Source organism: Pseudarthrobacter sp. NPDC059871, from assembly GCF_042731175.1.
Taxonomy (GTDB): domain Bacteria; phylum Actinomycetota; class Actinomycetes; order Actinomycetales; family Micrococcaceae; genus Arthrobacter.
The window spans coordinates 113,352-135,228 of sequence record NZ_JBHWJV010000002.1 but is presented as its reverse complement, the minus strand read 5'-3'; the positions used below and the strand labels follow the sequence as shown (position 1 = coordinate 135,228).

24 protein-coding genes are annotated in these 21,877 nt (G+C 67.9%); 12 read left to right on the top strand and 12 right to left on the bottom strand.

The features are described from left to right. Positions 1 to 10 precede the first annotated feature (10 nt). Entirely contained in the window at positions 11 to 769 is a 759-nt protein-coding gene (locus ACFV4R_RS03340) for a sulfite exporter TauE/SafE family protein (protein ID WP_377201033.1), read from the bottom strand. After that, positions 766 to 1,380 carry a rhodanese-like domain-containing protein gene (locus ACFV4R_RS03335; protein ID WP_377201032.1) on the bottom strand — a complete coding sequence of 205 codons (615 nt, stop codon included), beginning with the start codon at positions 1,378 to 1,380 and terminating at the stop codon, positions 766 to 768. The genes ACFV4R_RS03340 and ACFV4R_RS03335 overlap by 4 nt, the downstream gene beginning before the upstream one ends. 123 nt (positions 1,381 to 1,503) lie before the next feature. On the opposite strand from ACFV4R_RS03335, the gene ACFV4R_RS03330 reads away from it, so the two are divergent. Further along, positions 1,504 to 1,761, top strand: a complete 258-nt coding sequence (locus ACFV4R_RS03330; protein WP_056077164.1) for a metal-sensitive transcriptional regulator — start codon at positions 1,504 to 1,506, stop codon at positions 1,759 to 1,761. A gap of 182 nt (positions 1,762 to 1,943) precedes the next feature. On the opposite strand, the gene ACFV4R_RS03325 is transcribed toward ACFV4R_RS03330, so the two are convergent. From ACFV4R_RS03325 to ACFV4R_RS03310, 4 genes are all read right to left on the bottom strand, one after another. Next, entirely contained in the window at positions 1,944 to 2,342 is a 399-nt protein-coding gene (locus tag ACFV4R_RS03325; RefSeq protein WP_377201031.1) for a hypothetical protein, read from the bottom strand. An 83-nt stretch (positions 2,343 to 2,425) separates the two neighbouring features. Next, positions 2,426 to 2,923, bottom strand: a complete 498-nt coding sequence (locus ACFV4R_RS03320) for a MarR family winged helix-turn-helix transcriptional regulator (protein ID WP_377201030.1) — start codon at positions 2,921 to 2,923, stop codon at positions 2,426 to 2,428. Between the two features lie 92 nt (positions 2,924 to 3,015). Then, positions 3,016 to 3,954 carry a carbohydrate kinase gene (locus ACFV4R_RS03315; RefSeq protein ID WP_377201029.1) on the bottom strand — a complete coding sequence of 313 codons (939 nt, stop codon included), beginning with the start codon at positions 3,952 to 3,954 and terminating at the stop codon, positions 3,016 to 3,018. 42 nt (positions 3,955 to 3,996) lie between these two features. Further along, entirely contained in the window at positions 3,997 to 4,791 is a 795-nt protein-coding gene (locus ACFV4R_RS03310; RefSeq protein ID WP_377201028.1) for an alpha/beta hydrolase, read from the bottom strand. Positions 4,792 to 4,870: 79 nt separating this feature from the next. Between ACFV4R_RS03310 and ACFV4R_RS03305 the strand changes: the two genes are divergently transcribed. From ACFV4R_RS03305 to ACFV4R_RS03295, 3 genes are all read left to right on the top strand, one after another. Next, a complete protein-coding gene (locus ACFV4R_RS03305; protein ID WP_377201027.1) occupies positions 4,871 to 5,527 on the top strand; it encodes a cyclodeaminase/cyclohydrolase family protein in 657 nt (218 codons plus the stop codon). 107 nt (positions 5,528 to 5,634) lie between these two features. Next, positions 5,635 to 6,558, top strand: a complete 924-nt coding sequence (locus ACFV4R_RS03300; protein WP_377201026.1) for an AEC family transporter — start codon at positions 5,635 to 5,637, stop codon at positions 6,556 to 6,558. A gap of 68 nt (positions 6,559 to 6,626) precedes the next feature. Then, positions 6,627 to 7,367 (top strand): SDR family NAD(P)-dependent oxidoreductase, encoded by a 741-nt coding sequence (locus ACFV4R_RS03295; RefSeq protein ID WP_377201025.1) that lies wholly within the window; start codon positions 6,627 to 6,629, stop codon positions 7,365 to 7,367. Positions 7,368 to 7,432: 65 nt separating this feature from the next. On the opposite strand, the gene ACFV4R_RS03290 is transcribed toward ACFV4R_RS03295, so the two are convergent. The 4 genes from ACFV4R_RS03290 to ACFV4R_RS03275 all read right to left on the bottom strand — a co-directional run bounded on the left by ACFV4R_RS03290 (position 7,433) and on the right by ACFV4R_RS03275 (position 12,099). Further along, a complete protein-coding gene (locus tag ACFV4R_RS03290; protein ID WP_377201024.1) occupies positions 7,433 to 8,410 on the bottom strand; it encodes a ribokinase in 978 nt (325 codons plus the stop codon). Continuing rightward, positions 8,407 to 9,834: an MFS transporter gene (locus tag ACFV4R_RS03285; protein WP_377201023.1), complete on the bottom strand. Its 1,428-nt coding sequence runs from the start codon at positions 9,832 to 9,834 to the stop codon at positions 8,407 to 8,409. The genes ACFV4R_RS03290 and ACFV4R_RS03285 overlap by 4 nt, the downstream gene beginning before the upstream one ends. Next, on the bottom strand, positions 9,835 to 10,902 hold the full coding sequence (locus ACFV4R_RS03280; protein WP_377201022.1) for a nucleoside hydrolase: 1,068 nt from the start codon (positions 10,900 to 10,902) through the stop codon (positions 9,835 to 9,837). Between the two features lie 357 nt (positions 10,903 to 11,259). Further along, complete coding sequence (locus tag ACFV4R_RS03275; RefSeq protein ID WP_377201329.1) at positions 11,260 to 12,099, bottom strand: GAP family protein; 840 nt, start codon at positions 12,097 to 12,099, stop codon at positions 11,260 to 11,262. A 134-nt stretch (positions 12,100 to 12,233) separates the two neighbouring features. On the opposite strand from ACFV4R_RS03275, the gene ACFV4R_RS03270 reads away from it, so the two are divergent. The 3 genes from ACFV4R_RS03270 to ACFV4R_RS03260 all read left to right on the top strand — a co-directional run bounded on the left by ACFV4R_RS03270 (position 12,234) and on the right by ACFV4R_RS03260 (position 15,143). Further along, on the top strand, positions 12,234 to 13,379 hold the full coding sequence (locus ACFV4R_RS03270) for a sensor histidine kinase (protein ID WP_377201021.1): 1,146 nt from the start codon (positions 12,234 to 12,236) through the stop codon (positions 13,377 to 13,379). After that, on the top strand, positions 13,376 to 14,017 hold the full coding sequence (locus ACFV4R_RS03265; protein WP_377201020.1) for a response regulator: 642 nt from the start codon (positions 13,376 to 13,378) through the stop codon (positions 14,015 to 14,017). The genes ACFV4R_RS03270 and ACFV4R_RS03265 overlap by 4 nt, the downstream gene beginning before the upstream one ends. An 88-nt stretch (positions 14,018 to 14,105) precedes the next feature. Beyond that, complete coding sequence (locus ACFV4R_RS03260; RefSeq protein ID WP_377201019.1) at positions 14,106 to 15,143, top strand: LacI family DNA-binding transcriptional regulator; 1,038 nt, start codon at positions 14,106 to 14,108, stop codon at positions 15,141 to 15,143. On the opposite strand, the gene ACFV4R_RS03255 is transcribed toward ACFV4R_RS03260, so the two are convergent. Further along, entirely contained in the window at positions 15,133 to 16,611 is a 1,479-nt protein-coding gene (locus tag ACFV4R_RS03255) for a M1 family metallopeptidase (RefSeq protein WP_377201018.1), read from the bottom strand. The genes ACFV4R_RS03260 and ACFV4R_RS03255 overlap by 11 nt on opposite strands. Before the next feature lie 263 nt (positions 16,612 to 16,874). On the opposite strand from ACFV4R_RS03255, the gene ACFV4R_RS03250 reads away from it, so the two are divergent. The 3 genes from ACFV4R_RS03250 (at position 16,875) to ACFV4R_RS03240 (ending at position 18,876) form a co-directional block, all read left to right on the top strand. Further along, complete coding sequence (locus tag ACFV4R_RS03250) at positions 16,875 to 17,981, top strand: GTP pyrophosphokinase family protein (protein ID WP_377201017.1); 1,107 nt, start codon at positions 16,875 to 16,877, stop codon at positions 17,979 to 17,981. Between the two features lie 172 nt (positions 17,982 to 18,153). Continuing rightward, positions 18,154 to 18,300, top strand: coding sequence for a lmo0937 family membrane protein (locus tag ACFV4R_RS03245; protein ID WP_156368333.1), 147 nt, complete (start codon positions 18,154 to 18,156; stop codon positions 18,298 to 18,300). A 93-nt stretch (positions 18,301 to 18,393) separates the two neighbouring features. Beyond that, positions 18,394 to 18,876 carry a nucleoside deaminase gene (locus ACFV4R_RS03240; protein ID WP_377201016.1) on the top strand — a complete coding sequence of 161 codons (483 nt, stop codon included), beginning with the start codon at positions 18,394 to 18,396 and terminating at the stop codon, positions 18,874 to 18,876. A 31-nt stretch (positions 18,877 to 18,907) separates the two neighbouring features. Here the strand turns inward: ACFV4R_RS03240 and ACFV4R_RS03235 are convergent, their stop codons facing one another. Next, positions 18,908 to 19,585 carry a GntR family transcriptional regulator gene (locus ACFV4R_RS03235; RefSeq protein ID WP_377201015.1) on the bottom strand — a complete coding sequence of 226 codons (678 nt, stop codon included), beginning with the start codon at positions 19,583 to 19,585 and terminating at the stop codon, positions 18,908 to 18,910. Between the two features lie 107 nt (positions 19,586 to 19,692). Between ACFV4R_RS03235 and ACFV4R_RS03230 the strand changes: the two genes are divergently transcribed. Both ACFV4R_RS03230 and ACFV4R_RS03225 read left to right on the top strand, forming a co-directional pair. Next, positions 19,693 to 20,451 (top strand): LamB/YcsF family protein, encoded by a 759-nt coding sequence (locus tag ACFV4R_RS03230; RefSeq protein WP_377201014.1) that lies wholly within the window; start codon positions 19,693 to 19,695, stop codon positions 20,449 to 20,451. Positions 20,452 to 20,524: 73 nt separating this feature from the next. Continuing rightward, entirely contained in the window at positions 20,525 to 21,874 is a 1,350-nt protein-coding gene (locus ACFV4R_RS03225) for an MFS transporter (RefSeq protein ID WP_377201013.1), read from the top strand. The last annotated feature ends 3 nt before the right edge of the window (positions 21,875 to 21,877 follow it).

The window sequence follows — 21,877 nt, the reverse complement described above, 5'->3', positions numbered from 1 at the left end:
GAAGAGTGCGTCAGGCGGTGACCGTGCCGGCGGTAACCCATGCCGCGACGGCGAAGATGAGCACGGCGAACGAAACGCGGATGTGCCTGTCCGGCAAGCGGCGGGCCAGCCTTGCAGCGATCACGGAACCCGCCACGGCGGGAACCGCGAATGCCAGGGTGGTAGCCCAGTCGATGGTGTAGCCGGCCGCGTGGGCGCTGAAGCCCGCCGCGGAGTTGATGACGATGATTGCCAGCGACGTTCCCACTGCTTCCTTCATTCGCAAACCCAGGAGGATGGTCAGTGCCGGGGTGATGAGGAAGCCGCCACCCACCCCGAGAAGTCCGGTGAGGAACCCCACCAGCAGGCCCACCGCCACCGCCTTTGGCGCGCAGGACCGGAAGGCACGGTGCGGTCCCATGCTGCAGGATCCCTCGGACTCCCGCGGCTTCATGAGCATCCGGACACCGGCCGCCAGCATGATCACGGCGAAAGCCAGCATCAGGATATTCGGGTCAAGACCCCGCCCCAGGGCTGCTCCGGCCCACGCCGCGGGAATGCCGGCGCCGCCCACCAGCGCAACCACTGGCCAGTTCAGGCCGCCCCGGATCCTGGGTATCAGCGCGGCGATCGAGGTCACCCCCACCACCAGGAGGGAGGTGGGGATCGCCTGGGCGGGACTCATCCCGACGCCGTACACCAGCGCCGGGACGGCGACGATGGACCCGCCACCGCCCACTACGCCCAGAACGATGCCGACGACGAGTCCCAGGCCCAGGGCCGGGATCATGCCGCAGCGCCCTCTTCAGCCGGCTGCACGGGCAGCTGCAGGATGGCGCTTTGGCGGGTGGGTTCCTGGCCCGCATTGTTCCACGGCATCGCCGAGAGGGCTTTGCCCATGGCGCAGGTGTTGGTGGCCGCCGAGAATGTCAGCCCGGCACCAATGGCACCGGCCAGCATGCGGACCTTGGGCGAGACAAACTTGCCTCCGGCCAGGCCCAGAATCACCAGTGAACCGGCGGCCAGCCGGACCTGGCGTTCCAAGTCCCAACGTTCCCGCCCCTTGACCACGTCGCCACCGGCGCCCGCGAAGCCGGAAACCCCACCCGTGAGGACGTAGGCGCCGTCCATGCCTGCCGTGGCCAGGCGCTGGCGGGCCTGCTCGGCGCGGACTCCTGACTGGCAGACCAGGACGACGCGGGCACCAAGCCGGGCAGCAAGTTCGTCTGTGTGCTCTGAGAGGAGTGCGAGCGGGACGTTGTAGGAGCCGCGGATGTGCAGCGACTCGAATTCCGCGGCAGAGCGTACGTCGAGGACCACCAGGTCATGGTGCTTGGCAATCCAGGAACGCAAGGTCTCGGGTGCCAGGGATGTGACGGCGGCAGTGGACGGGGAAGCCATGAGTGCACCTCTCGGAAGGGGTTGGATGAATACCCCACCGAGTATCACAGATACCCCCGGGGGTAGTCAAAACACCCCAGGGGGTATACTCAGATCATCAATCACCCGTCGCTGGAGTAGACCTTGGAACTGAACCCCGCCGAACTCACGCCCGTCATCAACCGCATGAAGCGCGCCCAGGGCCAACTTGCCGCTGTCACGCGGATGCTCGAGGAAGGCCGCGATTGCAAGGACGTGGTCACGCAACTGGCAGCGGTATCGAAGGCCCTAGACCGGGCCGGATTCGCCATCATCGCCACGGGGCTGGAGCAATGCATCGTCCAGAAGGACGAAACCCTGGACCGCAAAGAGCTGGAGAAGCTCTTCCTCTCCCTGGCCTAGCAGGCGGGCGGGGTCCAAAACCCCGCCGGGCCGCTGGGGCGGGCGGGGCACAACGCCCGCCCGGGTGCTGGGGGCGCACGACGCCGGCACATGGCTGCGGCGCGTCGTCGAAGGGCTGGGGCGGGCGGCCGCGTAGCGGTGGCGGACAACAGGCCCGCCGAAGTGGAGCTAGGTAGCTGGAGCTAGGCCTGGGCCTGCATGCCAAGCAGCGGCGGCAGGGCCGGGCCAGCCAAACCGGGAACAGCGGCAGCGTCCGCCAGCGCAGGCCGCTGCAGGTACGCCTCGAGCTCACCGGCGGTGAGGCCGGCCGTCCGGGCCAGCGCCGATGCGCTGACGCTGGAGGCCGAGGCGCCGCGGAGAGCCGCACACAGGTCCTCTTCGGCAGCGTCCAGTTCCCACTGAAGCTGCTCCAGCTTGGCGGACGCCAGCGCAACTGCTTTCATCCATCCGCCGGCTTCCGAGGGAGCGTCGGATTCCTCGACGGGATCGGTGGTGAAACCGTAGCTCTCGGGCAGCGGCAAGGCGACAACGTCAGCCATGTGGTCCTGGTTCCGGGTCTGTGGTTCTGCTACCGCTGTCATGCCGCCTCAATCCCTCGTGTACCTAATTGCTAGTTCGCCTAGTATTTAGTACATCAAGGCAATTGTCCAGCCTGATTGACGGGTCAGTCCCTGGCGACTTCATCCATGGCATGGCGCATGCGGCCGAGGAACCCGAAGACTGTTCCAAGTTCATCGTGGTCGAGCGAGGCGATAACGTCTGCGATGGGCCGCCGGGCATCATCCAGGGCCTGGACTTCCTCGGCCTCACTCAGGGCGGTACTCCGCAGGATCGACGCGCGCCGGTCAGAGGGGTGGGGCTCGCGCACCACAACGCCGCCTGCCACCAGCCTGTCAATCAGGGCAGTGATCGAAGCGGAACTTAGCCCCAGCAAGGCTGCCAGTTCGGTGGGACGCAGGCCGTCGCCACGGCGTGAGGCCTCCCTGACGTAACGCAGCGCAAGGACGTCAGTGGCACCGCGGTCCATGATGGGGCGGGTGCGCCGCAGCATCGCAGTCTCCGCGGCCCGGTATTCGCTCAGCGCATCGAGGACGTCTGTGACGGCGATCGTTCCGGCCGCCTCGCTGGTGTCCACAAATCCGGATCCACCTAAAGGAACCATGACCCTTCCCTTGATCGTCTAGTAACACGCTGGTCAAGCAAAATATACTAGAGCATTGGCACCGGCATGTCGATGCAGGGAAAGGACCCGAGTCAGCCTTCGGGTAATGCGTTCAGCTCAGCCCGCGTTGGCGGGTTGGCGCCGGGCCTGGAAACCGTCACGGCCGCGGCCCGGGCAGCATGGGCCAGAAGCTCCGCGAGGCCCTCGGCAGGCAGGTCGCGCAGGTCCTGGCGGTTTTGCGCGCCGTCCAGGCCGCGGTCCACCAGCCCGGAGAGCAGTGCGGCCATGAACGAATCACCGGCCCCCACCGTGTCCGCCACCTCAACGCCGGGCGCAGGGACCTTGGCTTCGCCGGCAGCCGTGATGCCCCATGGCCCCTCGCCACCCCGGGTCACCACCACCATCGCGGGGCCCTCGGAGCCGCCCATGGCCAGCCACTGGCGGGCGGACTCCAGGACATCCTGCCCCGGGTAGAGCCAGGCGAGGTCCTCGTCCGAGGCCTTCACCACATCGGCGAGGGAGACAAACTTTTCCGCTTGGCGGCGCGCGTAATCTACGTCGGTGATGATGCTCGGCCGGCAGTTGGGGTCGAAGCTGATGGTGGCATGCGGGTGTGCAAATTCGACGGCGGCCAGCACCTCGGTGGCGCCGGGGGCCAGCATCGTGGCGATCGATCCGGTGTGCAGCAGCGTGGTGCCCTGGAGCATGAAGCCGAGCCGGTCTGCAATACCGGGAAGCTCCCAGGCGAGGTCGAACGTGTAGGTGGCGGCGCCGTCGTCGTCAATCAAGGCGGTGGCAACGCTGGTGGGCAACTCGTCCGGACCCAGCGGGAGCATGACGGAGCTGGCGCGGAGGTGCGCGGCCACGGAATCCCCGTAGGCGTCGCGGCCGTAGCGGCCAATGAACTGCACCGGGTGGTCCAGGCGGGCCAGGCCCACCGCAACGTTGAGCGGGCTGCCGCCCACGTGGGCCTCAATTCCCGAAGCGCGCTGGACTACGTCAACAAGGCCTTCGCCGATCACTGTGAGCATGGTCATACTCTGCCAGAGAAGCGGGCGGGGCTGAATTCTGTGTCAGCGCAGCAGTTCACACACCAGTTCACGGCACGTCAGGTAGGCCGGGGCGGCGACGTCGATCAGGGCGAAGTGGTCCCCGGGGACGCTGACGAACCGTGCGGGCACCGCCGATGAACGGGCCGCTTCCACGTAGCTGGTGGACATTTCCGGCGGCACGTCCAGGTCGGTTTCGGCGTGGACGGCGTAGACGGGCACATCCAGCGGCAGGGCCGCCATGGGGCTGGCCAGCCGGTGCCGGACGGGGAATTCCGACGACGGCCCGCCCAGCAGGTTGGCCACGGCACCGTTGCTGAGGTTGAGGCGTTCGGCGCCGGCCAGGTCCAGGACGCCGGACTGGCTGACCACGCCGGTGAGCCGGACTCCGCGCTGGCCGGGGAGACTGCCGCCATTTCCCGCGCCCAGCTCAGCCACCTTGTCCCGCCCGGCGGCCCAGACGGCCAGGTGCCCTCCCGCCGAATGGCCCAAGGCCACCACTCTCTCCAGGTCCAGGGCGTGGGGTTCCGCGAGTGCGGCCAGATGGTCTATGCCCGCCAGGATGTCGTAGAACGTGCCGGGCCAGCCGCCTCCGTTTCCGGCGCGGCGGTACTCCAGGTTCCAGGCGGCGATCCCGTGCTCCGCCAGGTCCCTGGCCAGTGGTTCGCCGAGCTCGGCGCCATACTGCGCGCGCCAGTAGCCGCCATGGATCACCACCGCCACGCCCTGGTGCCGGGACCCCGCGGGGAGATCGGGGAGGAACAGTTCGCCCCACTGGCTGGGATCCGCGCCGTACTGGTAGTGGTGGCGATGAATCATGTGCCGAGACTACAGGGGGCGCGGGACGGCACGGCTCGTTCCCGTTTAGCCGGGCGCTTTCCTGGGCATCCTTAAAACCATGGAAGAACGTGAAGTGACCACCCGGAACTCCACCGTTGAGGAGTGGACGCAGGCCTTGGCCGAATCCACCGGCTCACCGGGCGGCGGTGCCGGGACCGGCGTGATGCTGGCCGCTGCCGCGTCGCTGGCCTCAATGGTGGCCGGCTACACCGAACCCGGCGCCGACCGGCAGCAAGCCGTGGATGAGCTCAGGGACCGTGCCCGGAATCTGCGGAGCGAGGCACTCCAGCTGGCCGACGAGGATTCGACCGCGTCCCGGGCCTTCGGCGCCGCCTTCCGGCTGGAGCCTGGCGAGGAACGGGACAACGCCATCCGTGAGGCCTCCGTTGACGCCGCGCACGCCTCCGCGGTGCTGGGCGCCCGGGCGGTGCAGGCCATTGACGATCTCGCCTGGCTGGCGGAGCACGGCAACAAGGCCCTGATCGCCGACGTCGTTGTCGCCTTCGGCGCCCTCCGCGCCGCCGTGGCGGGAGCCCGGACCAACGTCAGCTTCGACCTTGGAACGTTGCGCTCCACCGGGGCCTCCCTTGAGGAGATCCGTGAGCAGCAGCCGGAACTGTGGGCTTCCGTGGAGCGCCTCACCGCCGCGCTGGAGCGGATCGACGCACTGACGGAGCAAATTGATTCCCGCGCCGCCCCTACGGATAGCATCTGACAGGGCCTCCTGCCAGGAGCAGCGGCCAACGGCAGAAGTCAAAACCTCCGGTCAAAGGCTCCGCCAGGTACTGCCGCCCCAGGGGCGATGAGATTGAGGACAGCGGTGTGGACGGAGTCCTAAAGGGATTTTTCGTGGTGGGCGTGGTCATGTTCGTCGGCTACGTGCTGGGCAGGACGAACGCGCTGGGACCGCAGGGCACCAAGGTGCTTTCCAGCCTGACGTTCCTGGTGGGGCTGCCCAGCCTGATGTTCTCGATGATCGCCACCCGGCACATCTCGGAGGTCCTGAGCGAGACGGGCCTGATCTCGGTGGTCACCGCCGTGGCGATGATGGCGGTGTTCGCCCTGGTGGGTGCGATTGCCCGGTGGGGAGTCCGCCGCACCACCATCGGCGCCCTGGCCACGGGCATCGTGAACTCCACCAACCTCGGCGTTCCGCTGTCGCAATATGTCATGGGAAGTGCCACCTACGTCACGCCCATCATGCTTTTCCAGCTCGCCGTCATCACCCCGATCGCGCTGACCATCCTGGACCTCACCAACCCGGACGGGACCAAACCGTCCCTGCGGCGCGTCCTCGCCACCCCCTTCCGCAACCCCGTGACCGTGGCGGCCATCCTGGGCATCTTTGTCAGCGCCGTCGGCATCGAAATTCCGTCACTGGTGCTGGACCCGCTCAAGCTCATCGCGCAGGTGACGGTTCCGCTGATGCTGATCATCTTCGGCATGTCACTGCATGGCCTCTCGCCGCGGGCCAGCAGCAGCGACAGCGCGCCCACGTTCCTGGCCGTCGTCCTGAAATCAGCCATCCAGCCCGCCCTCGCGTGGGTCCTGGCCAGATACGTCTTCCACCTGGACGACTTCAACACCTTCGTGGTGACCGCCTGCGCCATCCTGCCCACCGGCCAGAACGTGGTCCTCTACGCGGTGCGGTACCGCGTGGGCCAAAGCCTTGCGCAGACGACGGCGGTCATCACCTCGGCGCTGGCCGTTCCGCTTTTGCTCGGGGCGGCCTGGCTGCTGAACTGAGCTCCGGTCGGCGGACTGGGGCGCGGGTATAACTGGGTACCTGGAGCACAAACAACGGAGGTTCTTCCATGGCACGGATTCTGGTGACCGGCTCAACGGACGGGCTGGGCCTGGCAACGGCGGAAACACTGGCCCGTGCAGGCCACCACGTGCTGGTCCATGCCCGGTCCGCCCGGCGCGTGCCCGCGGTGCAGCACCTGGTGGACCAGGGCGCGCAGTGCCTGGTGGGAGACCTTGCAGACGACGCCGAGGTCCGCCAACTCGCTGACGAGGCCAACCGCATCGGTGGGATCGACGCCGTGATCCACAACGCCGGAATCCTGGACGGTGCCGCGCTCCTGCCCGTCAACGTGGTGGCGCCGTACCTGCTCACCGCGCTGATCAGGGGGCCGCGCCGGCTGATCTACCTGAGCAGCGGCATGCACCGCGGCGGCAACAGCCGGCTCGACGGCCTGGACTGGTCAGGCCGCTCCGCCACGGCGTCGTATTCCACCACCAAGCTGCACATCACCACCTTCTCCGCCGCGCTGGCCCGCCTGGTGCCCGGCGTCACCAGCAATGCCGTGGACCCGGGCTGGGTGCCCACCCGGATGGGCGGACGCTCCGCCCCGGACGATCTGGAGCTCGGCCACCGCACGCAGGAGTGGCTGGCCACCAGTGATGACCCGGCTGCCCAGGGCAGCGGCGGCTACTGGTATCACCAGCGCCGGCAGACGCCGCACCCGGCCGCGGAAGATCCCGGTTTCCAGGATGCCCTGCTGGCCCGGCTGGCAGAGCATACCGGCGTCACGCTGGACGCGCCCGGCTAAACGTCGATTGCTCCGTAAGCGCCGTTTTGACGCCTGAAAGGGTGCCGGGGGACCAATCGATGGTGTTAAGACTTGCGCAGGCGCCGTTCGACGTCGGCCGTTTCCGGATAGGCCGCCTGGGTGCCCTTGCGCGTGGTGGCCAGGGCCGCGGCCACGGAGGCGAACGATGCAGCGTCGGCGAGGGCATCTCCGGCGGCGAGCCGGACGGCCACGGCACCGGTGAAGGCGTCGCCCGCGCCGGTGGTGTCCACGGCGTCCACCCTGGTGGGCTCCACGAACACCACGGATCGGCTGGCGGGCGCGTCGGAATCCAGCACCACTGACCCGTGCGCCCCGAGGGTCACCAGCACCTGCCGGATCCCCCGTTCGGCGAAGCGTTCGCGGACGGCATCCCATTGCGCGGCGTGGGCGTCGGCACCCGGGACGGAGGCCCCGGGCCCGAGGAACAGCGCGGCTTCATGCGCGTTCACCAGCAGGACGTCCACCAAGCCGGCCAGCGCTGCGGGAATGTGGGCGTACGGCGAGAGGTTCAGCAGGACCTTCGCGCCGGCGTCGTGCCCTGCCTGCGCTGCGGCCAGCACCGTGGGCATGGCAACTTCCAGGCAGAGGCTGACGACGGCGGCGCCGTCCAGGACGTCCGCGGCCTCCGCCACATCTGCCGGGGACAGTGTTCCGTTGGCGCCCGCGGAGATGATGATGTTGTTTTCGCCTCCGGCGTCGACGGCGATCACGGCGACGCCGGTGGGCTCGCTGGCGGTGCGCACCCGCCCTACGTCCACGCCGGCACCGGCCACCGAGGCCAGCAGCATGTGCCCGTTCGGGTCATCCCCCACGGCCCCCACCAGGCTGACGTGCCCGCCGAGGCGGCCGGCGGCGACGGCCTGGTTGGCGCTCTTGCCGCCGGGGTTCACGGCGAAGCCGTTGCCGTGCACCGTTTCGCCCGGCTGCGGGAGCCGTTCGCAGTAGATGGTGAGGTCCGCGTTGAGGGAGCCGACGACGACGATCCGGCCAGCGCCCAGGGAGTCAGCGGCTGCGGTACTCATTCAGCCACCTCAGCCTCAACCGGCTTGGGGATCAGCAGCGATGCAGCGAACGCGGCCACGGTCAGGGCCAAGCCCACCACCACCACGGTGAGGTAGGAGGCGGAGGCATCGCCAAGGGACGCGGTCGCCACCAGCACGGCCGGCAGGATGAGGAAGCTCAGGCCCGCACCGAGGTTGAAGGCACCGGCGTTCATGCCGGGCAGGAAGCCGGGGTTGCCGGCAGGCGAGAGGACAACGCCGAGTCCGTTGAGCATGATGTTGACCGTACCGGCGTACATGATGCCCAGCAAGACCGTGCCGGCAATCATCATCGGCAGGCTGTGCAGGCCCAGGAACCCGATGACGGCCAGGGCGGCGATGCTGCCGAGCAGGCCGATGCGGAGCACCTTGGTGTAGCCGAGGACCGGTGCGAGCTTGCCGCTGAGCGGGCCCACCACCCAGCCCAGCAGGGCATACGGGGTGAGGATGATCAGTGACATTTCGGTGGGGCCCACCCCGAAGCCGGGGTCCGCGGCCTGGACGTAGGCGGGGACTATGCCGTTGATGACGGCGAAGATGCCGGTCATGGTCAGGGTGGTGGTGAGCAGCGGGGCCCAGGTGGCGCGCTGGCGCAGGTGCACGGTTTCCACCATGGGCTGCGCGGCGCGCTGTTCGGTGCGCCAGAAGGCAAGGAACGCGACGGCGGATACGGCTACCAGCGCCAGGCTGAGGATGAGCGTGCCGGAGTTGAAGCCGCCCACCAGCTTGGAGCCTTCGTTCAGGGCGGTGAGCAGGGCGCCGACGGCCACCACGATGAAGAACACGCCCAGCCAGTCCATCCGGGTACCGGCGGCCGGTTTGCTTTCGGCGGCAAGGAACACGATGAGGGCGGTGGCAGCGACAGCCAGGACCACCATCAGCCAGAAGATGCTGCGGAAGCCGAAGTGCTCGGCGAAGTAGCCGCCAACGAAGGAGTCCACGCCTGCCACGCCGCCGTTGACGGCGGTGATCAGGCCCATGAGCGTGCCGTACTTGCGCGGGTTGCTGACGGCGGAGCGCAGCATGATGAGGCACAGCGGCACCGTGGGTCCGCTGACGCCCTGGATGATCCGGCCCACGAAGAGCCAGGTGATGTCCGGGGCGAGGGCGGCGATGACGGAACCCACCGCCATCATCACCATCATGCCCACGAGGACCTTCTTACGGCCCACGATGTCGCTCAGCCGCGGCAGGAACAGGGAGAACAGGGCGGCGGCGGTGAAGAACCAGGTCTGCGAGAGTCCGATGACGGCCTGGTCCGCTTTGAGCTCCTCGCCCATGGTCACCAGGGCGGGGCTGAGCATGGAGGCGTTGAGCTGGAACGCCACGCAGGCGGCCAGCAGCGCGGTCATGAGGGCGGCGATGTTGCCGCGGCCGGTCTTCGTTTCAGTCATGGTGGCGGCCATTTACTTGACCCCTCCGGCGGTGAGCTGGGCACTTTCGGGACGGACGACGTCGGACGCGTTGCCTTTGTTGTCCAGGTCGCCGGCGCGGGGCTCGCCGATGCGGACCAGCGCGTCGGTGACGAGGTCCCAGAACCGTGCGTGGTCCAGGTCCACGGCCACGCTGGTGTGGCAGTCGGCGGGGGCGGGGGCGCGGAAATCGGCCACGGTCATACCGAGGGTGAGGGTGCCCTGCAGTTCGATGTTGACGGGGACCTTGCGGGTGCTGACGATGCTGGGGTCGATGACGTACGCGACGGCGCAGGGATCGTGGACCGGCGGGTAGTCGAAGCCCTGGGCGTCCTTGTAGGTGTGGGCGAAGAAGTCCATGAGCTCGGTGACGAACTTCGCCGGCCCGGTGCCGATGGCGGCGATCTTCTCCACCACGTCCGGGGTGGCCAGCGCCTGGTGGGTAAGGTCCAGGCCCACCATCACTACGGGCCACTTTTCGTTGAAGACGATGTGCGCGGCCTCGGGGTCGATGATGATGTTGAATTCGGCCACGGCGCTCCAGTTGCCTACGTGGTAGCCGCCGCCCATGAGGACAACTTCCTTGACGCGTTCCACGATGCGGGGTTCCTTGCGGGCGGCCATGGCGATGTTGGTCAGGCCGGCAGTGGGGACCAACGTGACGGTGCCGGGTTCGTGCGCCATGACGGTGTCGATGATGAGGTCGACGGCGTGGCGCGGGTCCAGCTCGATGGCGGACTGGGGCAGGGCGGGGCCGTCCATGCCGGACTCGCCGTGGATATCCGGCGCGGTTTCGATGCTGCGGACCAGCGGGCGGTCACAGCCGGCAGCGAAGGGGACGCCGGTGATGCCGGCGATGGTGCCCACGGCGAGCGCGTTGCGGGTGACTTTTTCGAGGGTCTGGTTTCCCACCACCGTGGTGACGGCCAGCAGGTCGATGTCCGGGTTTCCGTGTGCGAGCAGCAACGCCACAGCGTCGTCATGCCCGGGGTCACAGTCCAGGATGATTTTCCTGCGCTCGGTGCCCTGGACCGGCTCAGGGTTCTGGAAGGTGGGTTCCATAGTGTTCTCCACGTCATTGGGGCCCGTGCCAGCTGCCTGGCGTCCGGGGAGTTGTAGCGTTCAGGAGTGATCATGGCAGCAGGTTGTGGCCTACGTCAAACGCTTAACGTCGATGCAGGTCAAGCGCTTGACGTACTGCGGTGCCTGGTAGGGACTTTTTACCGCACATGCGTGCCAAATCCCCGCGTCCACCACGCGGGCAAGGCGGCGGCCCACGCCCAGATCCAAGGGACCGCCCCCATGGCGCTGAACAGTCAGCAGGGTTAGGCGCCCGCCCACCTGCATCACCGGAACCTTCGCGCTCCCCCGCGCGTCCACGGCAGCCCTCCGCTGAACCCAGCCGCCGAGCCATGATCCTTACCCGAAGGGATTCCAGCCCGCGTCCGGGAAGAGCGCTGCCAATCCGTGGCGGAGCAGCAGGAAACCGACAATTCCCACCACCCAAAGGACCGCCTCACCGGCAACCTTGGACAGCAAGGCCGCGACGCGTTCCAACGGCCGGTCCAGGTGCCGCCCGAGCATCAACCTGGCCCCGAGGAGCAGGGCGGCGGGCAGCAGCATCACCAGGCAATAGGCGCCCAGGGCAGCTGCAGAGCCGAACCAGCCTGCCCCCGAAGCCGTCAGCAACCCCACGGCCGCCAGGTAGGGCAGCATGGTGGGCAGTTCGAGCACGCCGGCCATCAGTGCCAGGCCCAGCAGCCCCCACGGCGTACCCACGGCCCTGCCTATCCTGGCCTGCCAGCGGTGCTCGACGGCGAACGCGGGGTTCGCGGTGCTGCCGCGGGTCTCTCCGCGGGAGCCCTGCCACCTGCCGGCAGGGCGGGCCGCAGCACCACTCACCGCGAAGGGTAGGGCCGGGACGGCAGCACGGCGCGGCCCCTTTCCGCTGCTTAGCGCCCACGCCAACATGGCACAGCCGGCAAGGAGCATGGCGCACCGGACCGCGGGCAGTTCCGCCAGCGCCGCGACGTCCTTTCCCATGGCACCGGCAAGACCGGCGGAACCGGACATCAGCGCCAGGCCGATGACGTAGTAGAACACCGCCAGGATGGCCAGGTACATCGCCGCACGGCCCACCGCAGCCCGTGCCGAGCCGCCCCTGCCTGGGCGCAGGAGCAGCCAGGCAGGGATCACCAGCGTTCCGATGCTGGTGCCGTCGATGAGTGCCAGTACAGCCAATTGGGCCAGGAGTTCCATAGTCACACCCAGCACTCTTCCGCCGTGCAACTGTTTCCGAATCCCGCAGGGGAGGGAGGGGTGCCTCATCCTTTAGTCGCAGGAACAGCCGGCCGGGTTGGCGGCTCTCCGGTGGCACCGGGCAGGATAGGACCATGAATCCGCAGCCCGGGCCGGTCCGCCGTGAGGATGTCCTCTTTGCGTTGTCGTACGCCGGGATCACGTGGCTGCTGCACACCGTCAACATCACGGCGAGCAGCCAGCCCGCCGTGGCTGCCCTGACCGCCTTCTGGCCGCTCTTCACGCTGGGAGGCTGCGCCGCCGTCGTCCTCCGCCGAAGCCGGACCGGCGCCATGGTGGTGGGCTGCTCATCCGCCGGCGCTGCCCTGCTGCTCGCCGGAAGTGCAGGAGGGTTCTTCCTCCTGTTCGAGGCCGTCTTTTCGCTGGTCCTCTTCGGGACGGCACGGGCAGCCAGGATGACGGAGGTCTCCGTCCTGGCCTTGTCCGCAGCGGCAGGGGCGGGAGGGTGGCTGGCCAGCGGTTCCCTGGCGACCGGCGTGGCGGCGGTGCTGGCGGCGGCCATGGTCCTCCTGCTTCCGGCCCAGTGGGCCGGCAACCTCCGCAAGGCACGGGAACTGGCGTTCAGCGAGCATGACCTCGCCGTAGCTTCCGAGCGGCAGGACATGGCCCGCGAACTGCACGATGTGCTCTCGTCACGCTTCTCGGCGATCGCCCTGCAGTCCGCGGCGGCCCTGGGAAGCCAAGACCACCTGCTGGCCAGGGAGGTCCTGGGGCATGTGCGCGGGGAGAGCGTTGCCGGGTTGAAGGACCTGAACACCATGATCCGTGCCCTGAACTCGGGCGAACCCAGCCCCCGTGCCGGCGAAATTGCGGACCTGGACACGGTGGTTGCCGCCCACCGGGCCGCCGGCATGGACATCGAATGGCGCAACACCCTGCCGGGCAGCGGCGCTTCCCTGGATGGCCCCACCCAGGCCGCCCTGTACCGGATGGCCGTGGAATCCATCGTCAACGCCGGAAAGCATGCCGCCGGAGCCCGCGTGAGCGTCAGTCTTGACCAGGTCCCGTCCGGGGTTCGCCTCGCGGTATGCGACGACGGCGGCGCCGCACCAGCGCCTCCCCGGCGCGCCAAGGGAACCGGCACCGGCATCGCGAGTATGCAGGCCAGGGCGGAACAGTTGGGCGGGCAGGCTGCCGCCGGGCCCCGGGGGAACGGATGGGCGGTAAAGATTACCCTTCCCCTTCCGGTGTTCCCGGGTAACGGGGGCGGGCCGGCATGAGCGGCAAGGTGACGGTCCTGCTTGCCGACGACCACGCAGCCATCCGCCTTGGGATCCGCATGGTCCTTGAGGGAAGTACGGAGTTTGAGGTGGCCGGAGAGGCCGGTGACGGCTCCACCGCGGTGGCGATGGCCCGTGCGCTCCGGCCGGACATCGTCCTGATGGACCTGCGCATGCCGGTCATGGATGGGGTCGAGGCCACCCGCGCCATAGTGTCGGAGCAACTGTCCAGAGTCCTCGCCCTGACCACTTTCGATCATGATTCCTACCTCTTCGCCGTGCTGTCCGCCGGAGCTTCAGGGTTCCTTCTGAAAACTGCCGAACCGGCAGAGATCACCACCGCCCTTCGGCGCGTCCATGAAGGCGGCACCGTCATCGCACCGGAAGTCGCGGGGCGGTTGGTCGAGGCTGCCGTGCGCTCGAACACGGCCCCGCCGCCGGCCGCGGATCCCGTGGAGGACCTGACATCCCGCGAGCGCGAGGTGCTCCGCCTGCTGGGAGAAGGCCTCAGCAACGCCCGCATCGCACGCCGGCTGGGAATTTCCGAGGCAACGGTCAAGACCCATGTCTCCAACATCCTGGGCAAACTGGGCGTTGAGTCCCGCCTGCAGGCGGCGCTGGCGGCACGGGCACTTTAGGCCGGACGCTTGGCGTGCTCCGCGCCCGGTCGACGCGCACGCAACCCGCCAGCGTTCCGTGAGCTCCCACGCCCACTACGATCAACATATGGAATCCGCGGAACAGAGGCAGCAGCACGCGCGCCCACAGCGGATCACGGCGGCCATGGTCGCCGCCCGGGCAGGCGTTTCGACGGCGACAGTATCCCTGGTGGCCAACGGCAAGACGGCGGGCCGCGTGTCCGAGGACAACGTGACCCGGGTTCGTGACGCCATTGCCGAGCTCGGCTACGTGGTGGACGGAATCGGCAGCTCGCTGGCCAAGGGTGTGAGCTCCATCGTCATCCTGGTGGCGCCGGATATCTCCAATCCCTTCTTCGCCAAGGTCATCGACGGAGTTCGGGAATCACTCGGCCCGCAGTACCAGCTGCTGTTGTCCGTCACCGAAGCGGGCGAGTTTCCGCAGGCCAGCGACGTCCGGCGGCTCATGTCGCTGCGCCCGGCCGGGCTGCTGGTGGACGCACCCAACGCGGACTTCCTCGAGGACCTCGCCTCGCCGTCGCCCCTTGTCCTGCTGGACGCGCCCGGGCTGGAATCCTACGCACCGTCCGTCAACCTCGATGTGGCCAGCGGGGCCCGCCAGTTGGCAGCACACCTGGCCGCCGCCGGACACACTGAAGCGGCCTATGTGGACAGTGTGACCGGCACGGACACGTTTGCCGTGCGGCGTGCGGCGTTCCTGGAAGAAGCCGCGGCGCGAGGCATCTCCGTGAGCCCGGACCGGATCATCAGCACCACCATCGACGTCGGGACAGCGGCCGCCGCGTTCGCCGCCGCCTGGCCGGAGTGGCAGCGCGCGGGGGTGACCGCCGTCGTCTGCGGAACCGATACGCACGGTTACGGTGTGCTGCAGGAGGCTCGGGTGGCCGGGGTGCGGATCCCGGAAGAACTCGCGGTAGCCGGCTTCGACGACCTCCCCTACTCGGCCACCAGCAATCCCGGCCTGACCAGCGTCCACCTGCCCGCCACGGCCCTGGGCCAGAAGGCGGGCGAGCAGCTGCGCCGGCTGATGGAGGGCAAGTACCTGAAACCGGGCGGCGTCACGCTGGAAACGTCGCTGGTGGTGCGCGGCTCCACTACGGCATAGCCGGACGGTCCCCCTCCCGCAGCCAGTCATTGAAGAACGCGTCCAGCTGCTGGCCTGAGGCCTCTTCCATCACTGCTTCAAAATCCCCGGTTGTTGCCGAGGAATTGGCGTAGCGGTCCAGCCATTCGGCGGCCCCGGCAAAGAAGGCCGCGTCCCCGATCCTGGCCCGCAGTGCATGGAGTGTGGCGGCTCCCCGCCGGTACACCTGCTCGGCGAAGAGGTTGTCCCGTCCCGGATTGGAAATGTCCAGCGCCCAGAGGTTCTTGCTGTCCAGTTCAGCCACGGTCTCCGTGAACTGCTTTGCCACCGTTGCCTTGCCCTGGTGCTCGGCCCACAGCCATTCGACATAGGTGGCCCAGCCCTCGTTGAGCCAGATGTCCTTCCAGTCCGCCGGGCTGACGCTGTTGCCGAACCACTGGTGACCCAGTTCGTGGACAACGGTGTCCTCATCGGCAACCTCTGAATAGACCGGCCGGGTTTGCGTTTCCAGGGCGTAGTCCACCGAGTCGTCATCCACGATCGCCCCGAAGGCCTCGAACGGATACGGCCCGAACAGATCCGACAGGTAGCGGATCATCTCTGGCTGCAGTGCAAGGGCCGCAGTGGTTTTCATCAACGCGGGGCCCGTCACACCGTTGTCCACCGCATTGATGATCGGCAGGCCGCGGGGTCCCTTGCCGTATCGCAGGGTGAAGTCTCCGACACTTGCCGTGGCGAGGTAGCTGGCCATCGGGTCCGCCGCCTCCCAGCTCCAGGTTGTCCAGCCGGCGTGTGTTTCCGGGTGGTCCCCGGGCAGGCCGTTGGCCACTGCGGTTTTTCCTTCCGGGACGGTGATGCGGAAGGAGTACGTGGCTTTGTCCTGGGGGTCGTCATTCACCGGAAACCAGGTGGGTGCGCCGTCGGGTTCGTTGACCACAATGGCTCCGTCAGGGGTGGTCACCCATCCGTACAGCGCCCCTGTGGTGTCCTGGGGCCGGCCGGTGGCGCCGCCGTAGCTGATGGTGATGGTGGTTGTCCGGCCTTCCTTCAGTTTTGGCCGCAGCCCGACGCTGAGTTCCCACCGGCGGTTCGCATCGTCCTGCACCTGTGTCCATTCCGCGGTGCCCGCGCCGCGGTTGACGTCCTTGCCGTCCACGTCCACGGCGGTGGCGGTGAGTCCGCGCAGGTCGAAGTTGAGGGCGTCCAGGTCCTGGGTGGCGCGCAGGGTGATGGTGGCCTCTGCGGTGAGGTTTCCCGCTGCGCCCGGGCCCGACGGCGGCGTGTAGCGGAGATCGAGGCCGTAGTGCAGGACGTCGTACCCGCCGTTGCCCGCGTACGGGAAGTAGGGATCACCACTTCCCGCCGCACCTGGACCGTAGCGTGGGCTGCCTTGGGGTGCGGCCTGCGCCGGGGTAATTCCCGCGGCGGCGGCCGTCAAGAGTGCTACTGCTGCCGCGGCGATGCGGCGGGCCTTCGTCAGGTTGGTCATGGTTGCAGTCCTGGAATGGTGCCGGAGGAAACAGGTTGTGTGCCTTCGCGGCGACGAGACCGGTACCGGCGGCCCCTTGGCCGCTGTTGCCCCACCAGATGAATGAAAGCTAGGCCAGCCTGCCGGGCGAGTCAACACTTACGCGCCCCCTCCTTCCCCACTTCCGCCTCCGGGTCCGGGACGGGGGCGTGTCCAGTGGCGCCCCGTGACGCGTAAGGATCGGCCGCCGCCGTTCTGTCAGGGCCCGGCCGTAAGCTGGGAACATGCCGAGTAACTGGGAGAATTTGGACGAGCCGCTGCGCGAATCCGTGCAGCACAACGTGGAGCTGTACGAGCGCGTCCGCCCTGCCCTGAAGCTGGTTACCCGGGATGTGCTGCTGGTCCTGCGGGACATGCTCAAGGACAGCGAGGTCACCCCGCTGTTCGTCACCGGCCGCACCAAGACGGTGGAGTCGTTCAAGGAGAAGATCTCCCGCACCGAGGAGCCGCTGGAGCCGGGTGGGCGGCGGCTGCTGAAGTTCCCGGACCCGTTCCGGACCCTCAATGACATGGTGGGGATCCGCGTCATCACCAAGCTGCCGGCCGAAAATGCGGCGGTGGCCAATATCATCAAGCGGCAGCGGCAGCTGTTCGACTGCCGCGGGGACCGGGAAAAGGACATCGGCTCCATCGAGTCCGGCACTTACGGGTATTCGAGCCGGCACCTGATCCTGCGGTCCATCCAGAACGAGGCCGTCAAGGAGTACCAGCAGGTTTTCAACCCGGAGGCCACGCCCAACGGCAGCTATTTCTTCGAGTGCCAGATCCGCACCATCTTCGCCCACGCGTGGAGCGAGATCGAGCACGATATCCGCTTTAAGGCCGAGGATCCCCGGGCCTGGACCCCGCATTTCGACCGGCAGTTCACGGCCACGGCAGCCATGCTGGAAACGGTGGAGACGGCGTTCGCGGACCTGCACGAACGGTACGAGGAAGTTCGCAGCTTCTGGGACACCGACGGTGAGGGCGCAGCACCGCTCACACCCAACCGGGTCAGGGATGTGTGGCGCACGCTGCTGCCGCACGTGGACCGCAAGGTGGATGACGACTGGGGCTGGGCATCGGAGCTGCTCGCAGCGCACGGACTCACCCAGACCATGGAGCTGGCCGGCCTCCTCCGCGCGGAGCAGATTACGGAGGTCCGCAAGGCCCTGGACCACCGCTACTCCCCCGGCCCGGACCGGCTGCTGGATGACCTCCTGCTGTGGCAATTCGGCACCAGGCACATTGACCTCACGGCAGAAGCGGCCGACGCCGTCCCGCACCCCCGGCGCGACAGCCTCCTGCGGCGCCTCCGGCAGATCGAACGGTACCGGGTCACCCAGAAGTAGGTCCCGGCGGCTGGGGAACACCCCCGGATGGTGGCCGCGGATCGGCCCGCGGCGGCGTTGGGCAAATTAACAGCGCGGTGTGTGGCGTCCGGGGATTGTGCCGGGCGTAGGATGTGAAAATCCGCGGGCTAAAGCACAATTCCATCCGAAATTTACCCACAAGGAGAATTCCATGTTGCTTTGGATTGCCATCATCATCGCCGTGCTGTGGCTTCTGGGACTGCTCGCCAATATTGGCGGCGGCCTGATCCACATCCTGCTGGTTGTCGCCGTCGTTGTCCTGATCTTCCACTTCGTCCGCGGCAGGACCCGCGCCTGACGAAATCCCGGGCACGGCCTAACGGCCAGGAGGTCCCGGCCGCCCGGGGCCTCCTGCCGTCCGCCGGATAATCCCGCGTGCGAGAATGACCGGATGACACACGAATCCCGGCTGACGGCCGCCACGTTTCCCCCGCAGGCGACTTCCGATGCCGCTTTCGAGGCTGCCTATGCGGCGGCCCGGAAGAGCTCCAGCGAAGGCGGCATTCCCATTGGCGCCGCGCTTGCCCGCAACGGCGAGGTCATCGCCAGCGGCCACAACGAGCGGGTCCAGAACGGCGATCCGATAGCGCACGGGGAAATGTCGGCGCTCCGGGCAGCCGGGCGGCAGCGCAGCTACCGGGACACCACGCTGTACACCACCCTTGCCCCGTGTGCCATGTGCACCGGAACCATTATCCAGTTCAAGATCCCGCGGGTAGTGGTGGGCGAAGCGCGTACCTTCCCCGGAGAGTTCGACCTCCTGCGGTCCCGCGGCGTCGAAGTGATAGTCCTCGATGACCAGCGCTGCGTGGACATGATGCGCGATTTCCAGGACAACAGGCCGGAACTCTGGGCAGAGGACATCGCCGAGTAAGTTTCGGATCCGGCGGCATGAATCCAGCCGCCTACTCTCCGTGCACTGCCGCCAGGTTGTCCTCGGAGCGGTCCAGGTAGGCCAGCAGGAGATCGGCGGCCCTGTCCGGATCGCCGGCTTCCAACGCCTCACAGATTGCTTCGTTGTCCGGCAGGTAGCGCTGGTAGAACAGCGCATCAGCGGTGGCCTTGTGGAAGAACAGGCGCATCTCGGCCAGCACCTGGGCCATGATCGTGTTCAGCCGCGGGCTGCGGGCCATCGCCACGATGGCACCGTGGAAGTGCTGGTTGGCGGTTCCCCCGGCTTCATCGTCTCCGGCTGCCGCAGCGCGCTTGCCTTCCTCCACCGCGGCCCGCACGGCGGCCACATCCTCGGGGCTGCCTCCGCCGCGCATCGCGCTGATCTCGATAAACCGCCGGACCGTGTAGACATCGTGGATGTCCTCCGCCCCCAGGCTTGCCACGAAGACGCCGCGGTTGGGGTGCCGGACAACCAGCCGCTCACTGGCCAGTTCCGCAAAAGCCTCCCGCACTGTGTTCCGGGAGACGCCCAGGTCCTCGGCAATGGTGGATTCGGTGAGCCTGGCCCCCGGGATCAATGCGCCCTCGGCCAACTGCCGGCGGAGTTCCTGGGCCACGCGTTCAGCCACGGACGGCACGGCCACCCGGAGGCGGCCTGCGGAAGCGGGAGCGGAATCGATAGTGGCCATACTCGAGAATTTACACGATCGTCACATCGTTGAATCGAAGGATTGTTGAACAATCCGTAGATTTGGTGCATCCTAGATATGACCAACCAATGAGACGGGGATCACAAATGACTTCCATCGACCTCAATAGCGACGTCGGCGAGTCCTTCGGCCGCTGGACCCTCGGCGACGATGCCGCCATGTTCAGCTCGGTGTCCAGCGCCAACGTGGCCTGCGGATTCCATGCCGGGGACCCCACCGTGATCCGCCGGACCTGCCGGAACGCGGCGGAGGCCGGCGTCGTCATCGGCGCCCACGTGGGCTACCGCGACCTCGCAGGCTTCGGACGCCGCTTCCTGGACATCAGCCCAAGCGAACTGGCCGACGACGTGGTGTACCAGATCGGTGCGCTCCAGGCATTGGCCGCTGCCGAAGGTACGAAAGTCCAGTACGTAAAGCCGCACGGCGGCCTGTACAACGCGATTGTGTCGCACACCGCCCAGGCGCGCGCCGTCGTCGACGCCGTAAAGTCCGTGGATCCCAGCCTGCCCATCATGGGGCTGCCAGGCTCGGAAGTCCTGCGGCTGGCAGAGGAAGCGGGCCTGCGGGCTGTGACCGAGGCCTTCGCGGACCGTGCCTATAACCCGGACGGAACACTCGTGTCCCGCACCCAGCCGGGCGCAGTCCTTCACGATCCCGCCGAAGTGGCGGAGCATGTATTAAGGATGGCCACCGAACAGTCCGTCAGGACCATCGACGGGTCCATCCTGAAGATCCGCGCAGAAAGCATCTGCGTGCATGGTGACTCCCCAGGGGCGGTCGCAATGGCCACCGCCGTGAAGTCCGCACTCGCCGACGCCGGCATCAGCATCGGCGCGTTCGCCTAGCCAGTCCGCCCGGCTACCGCCCCCGTATCCATGGCCAACAGGCCCCGCACCACCCTCACCCCCGGAGGAACCCATGACCAGCACCAACAAGGCAGCAAAGACGGCGGCAAGGAAGCCGCCGGCCGGCGCACTGAAGGCCTACGTCGCCAGCCTCACCGGCACCTCGCTCGAGTACTACGATTTCGCCATCTACTCGGTGGCCTCGGCCCTGGTCTTCCCCAAGATCTTTTTCCCCTCGGATGACGAATTCGTGGGGCTGCTCCTGTCCTTCTCGGCCTTCGCGGTGGGCTACCTGGCCCGCCCCATTGGCGGCGTGGTGTTCGGCCGGCTCGGCGACAAGGTGGGCCGCAAGTACGTCCTCGTCTTCACCCTGGTGCTGATCGGCGCCGCCACCGTCCTCATCGGTGCGCTGCCCGACTACTCGGCCATCGGCGTCGCCGCCCCCATCATCCTGGTGCTGCTGCGCCTGGCCCAGGGCATCGGCGTCGGCGGCGAATGGGGCGGCGCGGTGCTGCTCTCCAGCGAGTTCGGCGATCCCAACAAGCGCGGCTTCTGGTCCTCCGCCGCGCAGATCGGCCCGCCCGCCGGCAACCTGATGGCCAACGGCGTTCTCGCCGTCCTGGCCGCCTCGCTCAGCAACGAAGCATTCCTGTCCTGGGGCTGGCGCGTCGCCTTCCTGGCCTCCGCGCTCCTGGTGGCCTTCGGCCTGCTGATCCGCCTCAAGCTTGAGGAAACCCCGGTCTTCAAAGCCATCCAGGCCCACGGCGACCGCCCCAAGGCACCCATCAAGGAAGTCTTCACCAAGGAGCCCAAGGCCCTGGTTTCGGCAGCCCTGTCCCGCCTGTGCCCGGACGTCCTGTACGCCCTCTTCACCGTGTTCGTGGCCGTCTACGCCACCAAGCAGCTCGGCATGACCACCGGCAACGTACTGGCGGCCATCCTCATCGGTTCCGCGTTCCAGCTCTTCCTTATCCCGGCCGCCGGTGCCCTCACCGACCGGTTCAACCGCCGCTGGGTCTACGGGATCGCCGCCGCCGCAACAGCCCTCTACATTCCACTGTTCTTCCTGATGATCCAGGGCAAGTCCGTGCTGATGCTCACCATCGGTGTGGTGATCGGCCTGGCCCTGCACGCCTTCATGTACGGCCCGCAGGCCGCGTTCATCACCGAGCAGTTCCCGGCCCGCCTCCGCTACGCCGGCAGCTCGCTTGCGTACACCCTGGCCGGCGTCATCGGCGGCGCCGTGGCCCCGCTGATCTTCACCGCCCTCTACGGAGCAGCCTCCGGCGGCTGGCACCTGATCGCCGGGTACCTCGCACTCACCGCGGTCATCACCATCGTGGGCATGCGCCTGGGCCGCGATCCGCAGCCTGAGGAAGATGTCCGCCTGCTCAGCAACAGCGCAAAGGAGAGCCACGCCTGAGCG

Bases quoted from the DNA above. Each gene is read 5' to 3' on its own strand.
- ACFV4R_RS03295 (WP_377201025.1), top strand. From the start codon at position 6,627: ATGGCACGGATTCTGGTGACCGGCTCAACGGACGGGCTGGGCCTGGCA.
- ACFV4R_RS03245 (WP_156368333.1), top strand. From the start codon at position 18,154: ATGTTGCTTTGGATTGCCATCATCATCGCCGTGCTGTGGCTTCTGGGA.
- ACFV4R_RS03225 (WP_377201013.1), top strand. From the start codon at position 20,525: ATGACCAGCACCAACAAGGCAGCAAAGACGGCGGCAAGGAAGCCGCCG.
- ACFV4R_RS03255 (WP_377201018.1), bottom strand. From the start codon at position 16,611: ATGACCAACCTGACGAAGGCCCGCCGCATCGCCGCGGCAGCAGTAGCA.
- ACFV4R_RS03235 (WP_377201015.1), bottom strand. From the start codon at position 19,585: ATGGCCACTATCGATTCCGCTCCCGCTTCCGCAGGCCGCCTCCGGGTG.
- ACFV4R_RS03280 (WP_377201022.1), bottom strand. From the start codon at position 10,902: ATGGAACCCACCTTCCAGAACCCTGAGCCGGTCCAGGGCACCGAGCGC.
- ACFV4R_RS03230 (WP_377201014.1), top strand. From the start codon at position 19,693: ATGACTTCCATCGACCTCAATAGCGACGTCGGCGAGTCCTTCGGCCGC.
- ACFV4R_RS03335 (WP_377201032.1), bottom strand. From the start codon at position 1,380: ATGGCTTCCCCGTCCACTGCCGCCGTCACATCCCTGGCACCCGAGACC.
- ACFV4R_RS03265 (WP_377201020.1), top strand. From the start codon at position 13,376: ATGAGCGGCAAGGTGACGGTCCTGCTTGCCGACGACCACGCAGCCATC.
- ACFV4R_RS03320 (WP_377201030.1), bottom strand. From the start codon at position 2,923: ATGGTTCCTTTAGGTGGATCCGGATTTGTGGACACCAGCGAGGCGGCC.
- ACFV4R_RS03275 (WP_377201329.1), bottom strand. From the start codon at position 12,099: ATGGAACTCCTGGCCCAATTGGCTGTACTGGCACTCATCGACGGCACC.
- ACFV4R_RS03305 (WP_377201027.1), top strand. From the start codon at position 4,871: ATGGAAGAACGTGAAGTGACCACCCGGAACTCCACCGTTGAGGAGTGG.
- ACFV4R_RS03325 (WP_377201031.1), bottom strand. From the start codon at position 2,342: ATGACAGCGGTAGCAGAACCACAGACCCGGAACCAGGACCACATGGCT.
- ACFV4R_RS03260 (WP_377201019.1), top strand. From the start codon at position 14,106: ATGGAATCCGCGGAACAGAGGCAGCAGCACGCGCGCCCACAGCGGATC.
- ACFV4R_RS03240 (WP_377201016.1), top strand. From the start codon at position 18,394: ATGACACACGAATCCCGGCTGACGGCCGCCACGTTTCCCCCGCAGGCG.
- ACFV4R_RS03315 (WP_377201029.1), bottom strand. From the start codon at position 3,954: ATGCTCACAGTGATCGGCGAAGGCCTTGTTGACGTAGTCCAGCGCGCT.
- ACFV4R_RS03340 (WP_377201033.1), bottom strand. From the start codon at position 769: ATGATCCCGGCCCTGGGCCTGGGACTCGTCGTCGGCATCGTTCTGGGC.
- ACFV4R_RS03285 (WP_377201023.1), bottom strand. From the start codon at position 9,834: ATGGCCGCCACCATGACTGAAACGAAGACCGGCCGCGGCAACATCGCC.
- ACFV4R_RS03270 (WP_377201021.1), top strand. From the start codon at position 12,234: ATGAATCCGCAGCCCGGGCCGGTCCGCCGTGAGGATGTCCTCTTTGCG.
- ACFV4R_RS03250 (WP_377201017.1), top strand. From the start codon at position 16,875: ATGCCGAGTAACTGGGAGAATTTGGACGAGCCGCTGCGCGAATCCGTG.
- ACFV4R_RS03310 (WP_377201028.1), bottom strand. From the start codon at position 4,791: ATGATTCATCGCCACCACTACCAGTACGGCGCGGATCCCAGCCAGTGG.
- ACFV4R_RS03290 (WP_377201024.1), bottom strand. From the start codon at position 8,410: ATGAGTACCGCAGCCGCTGACTCCCTGGGCGCTGGCCGGATCGTCGTC.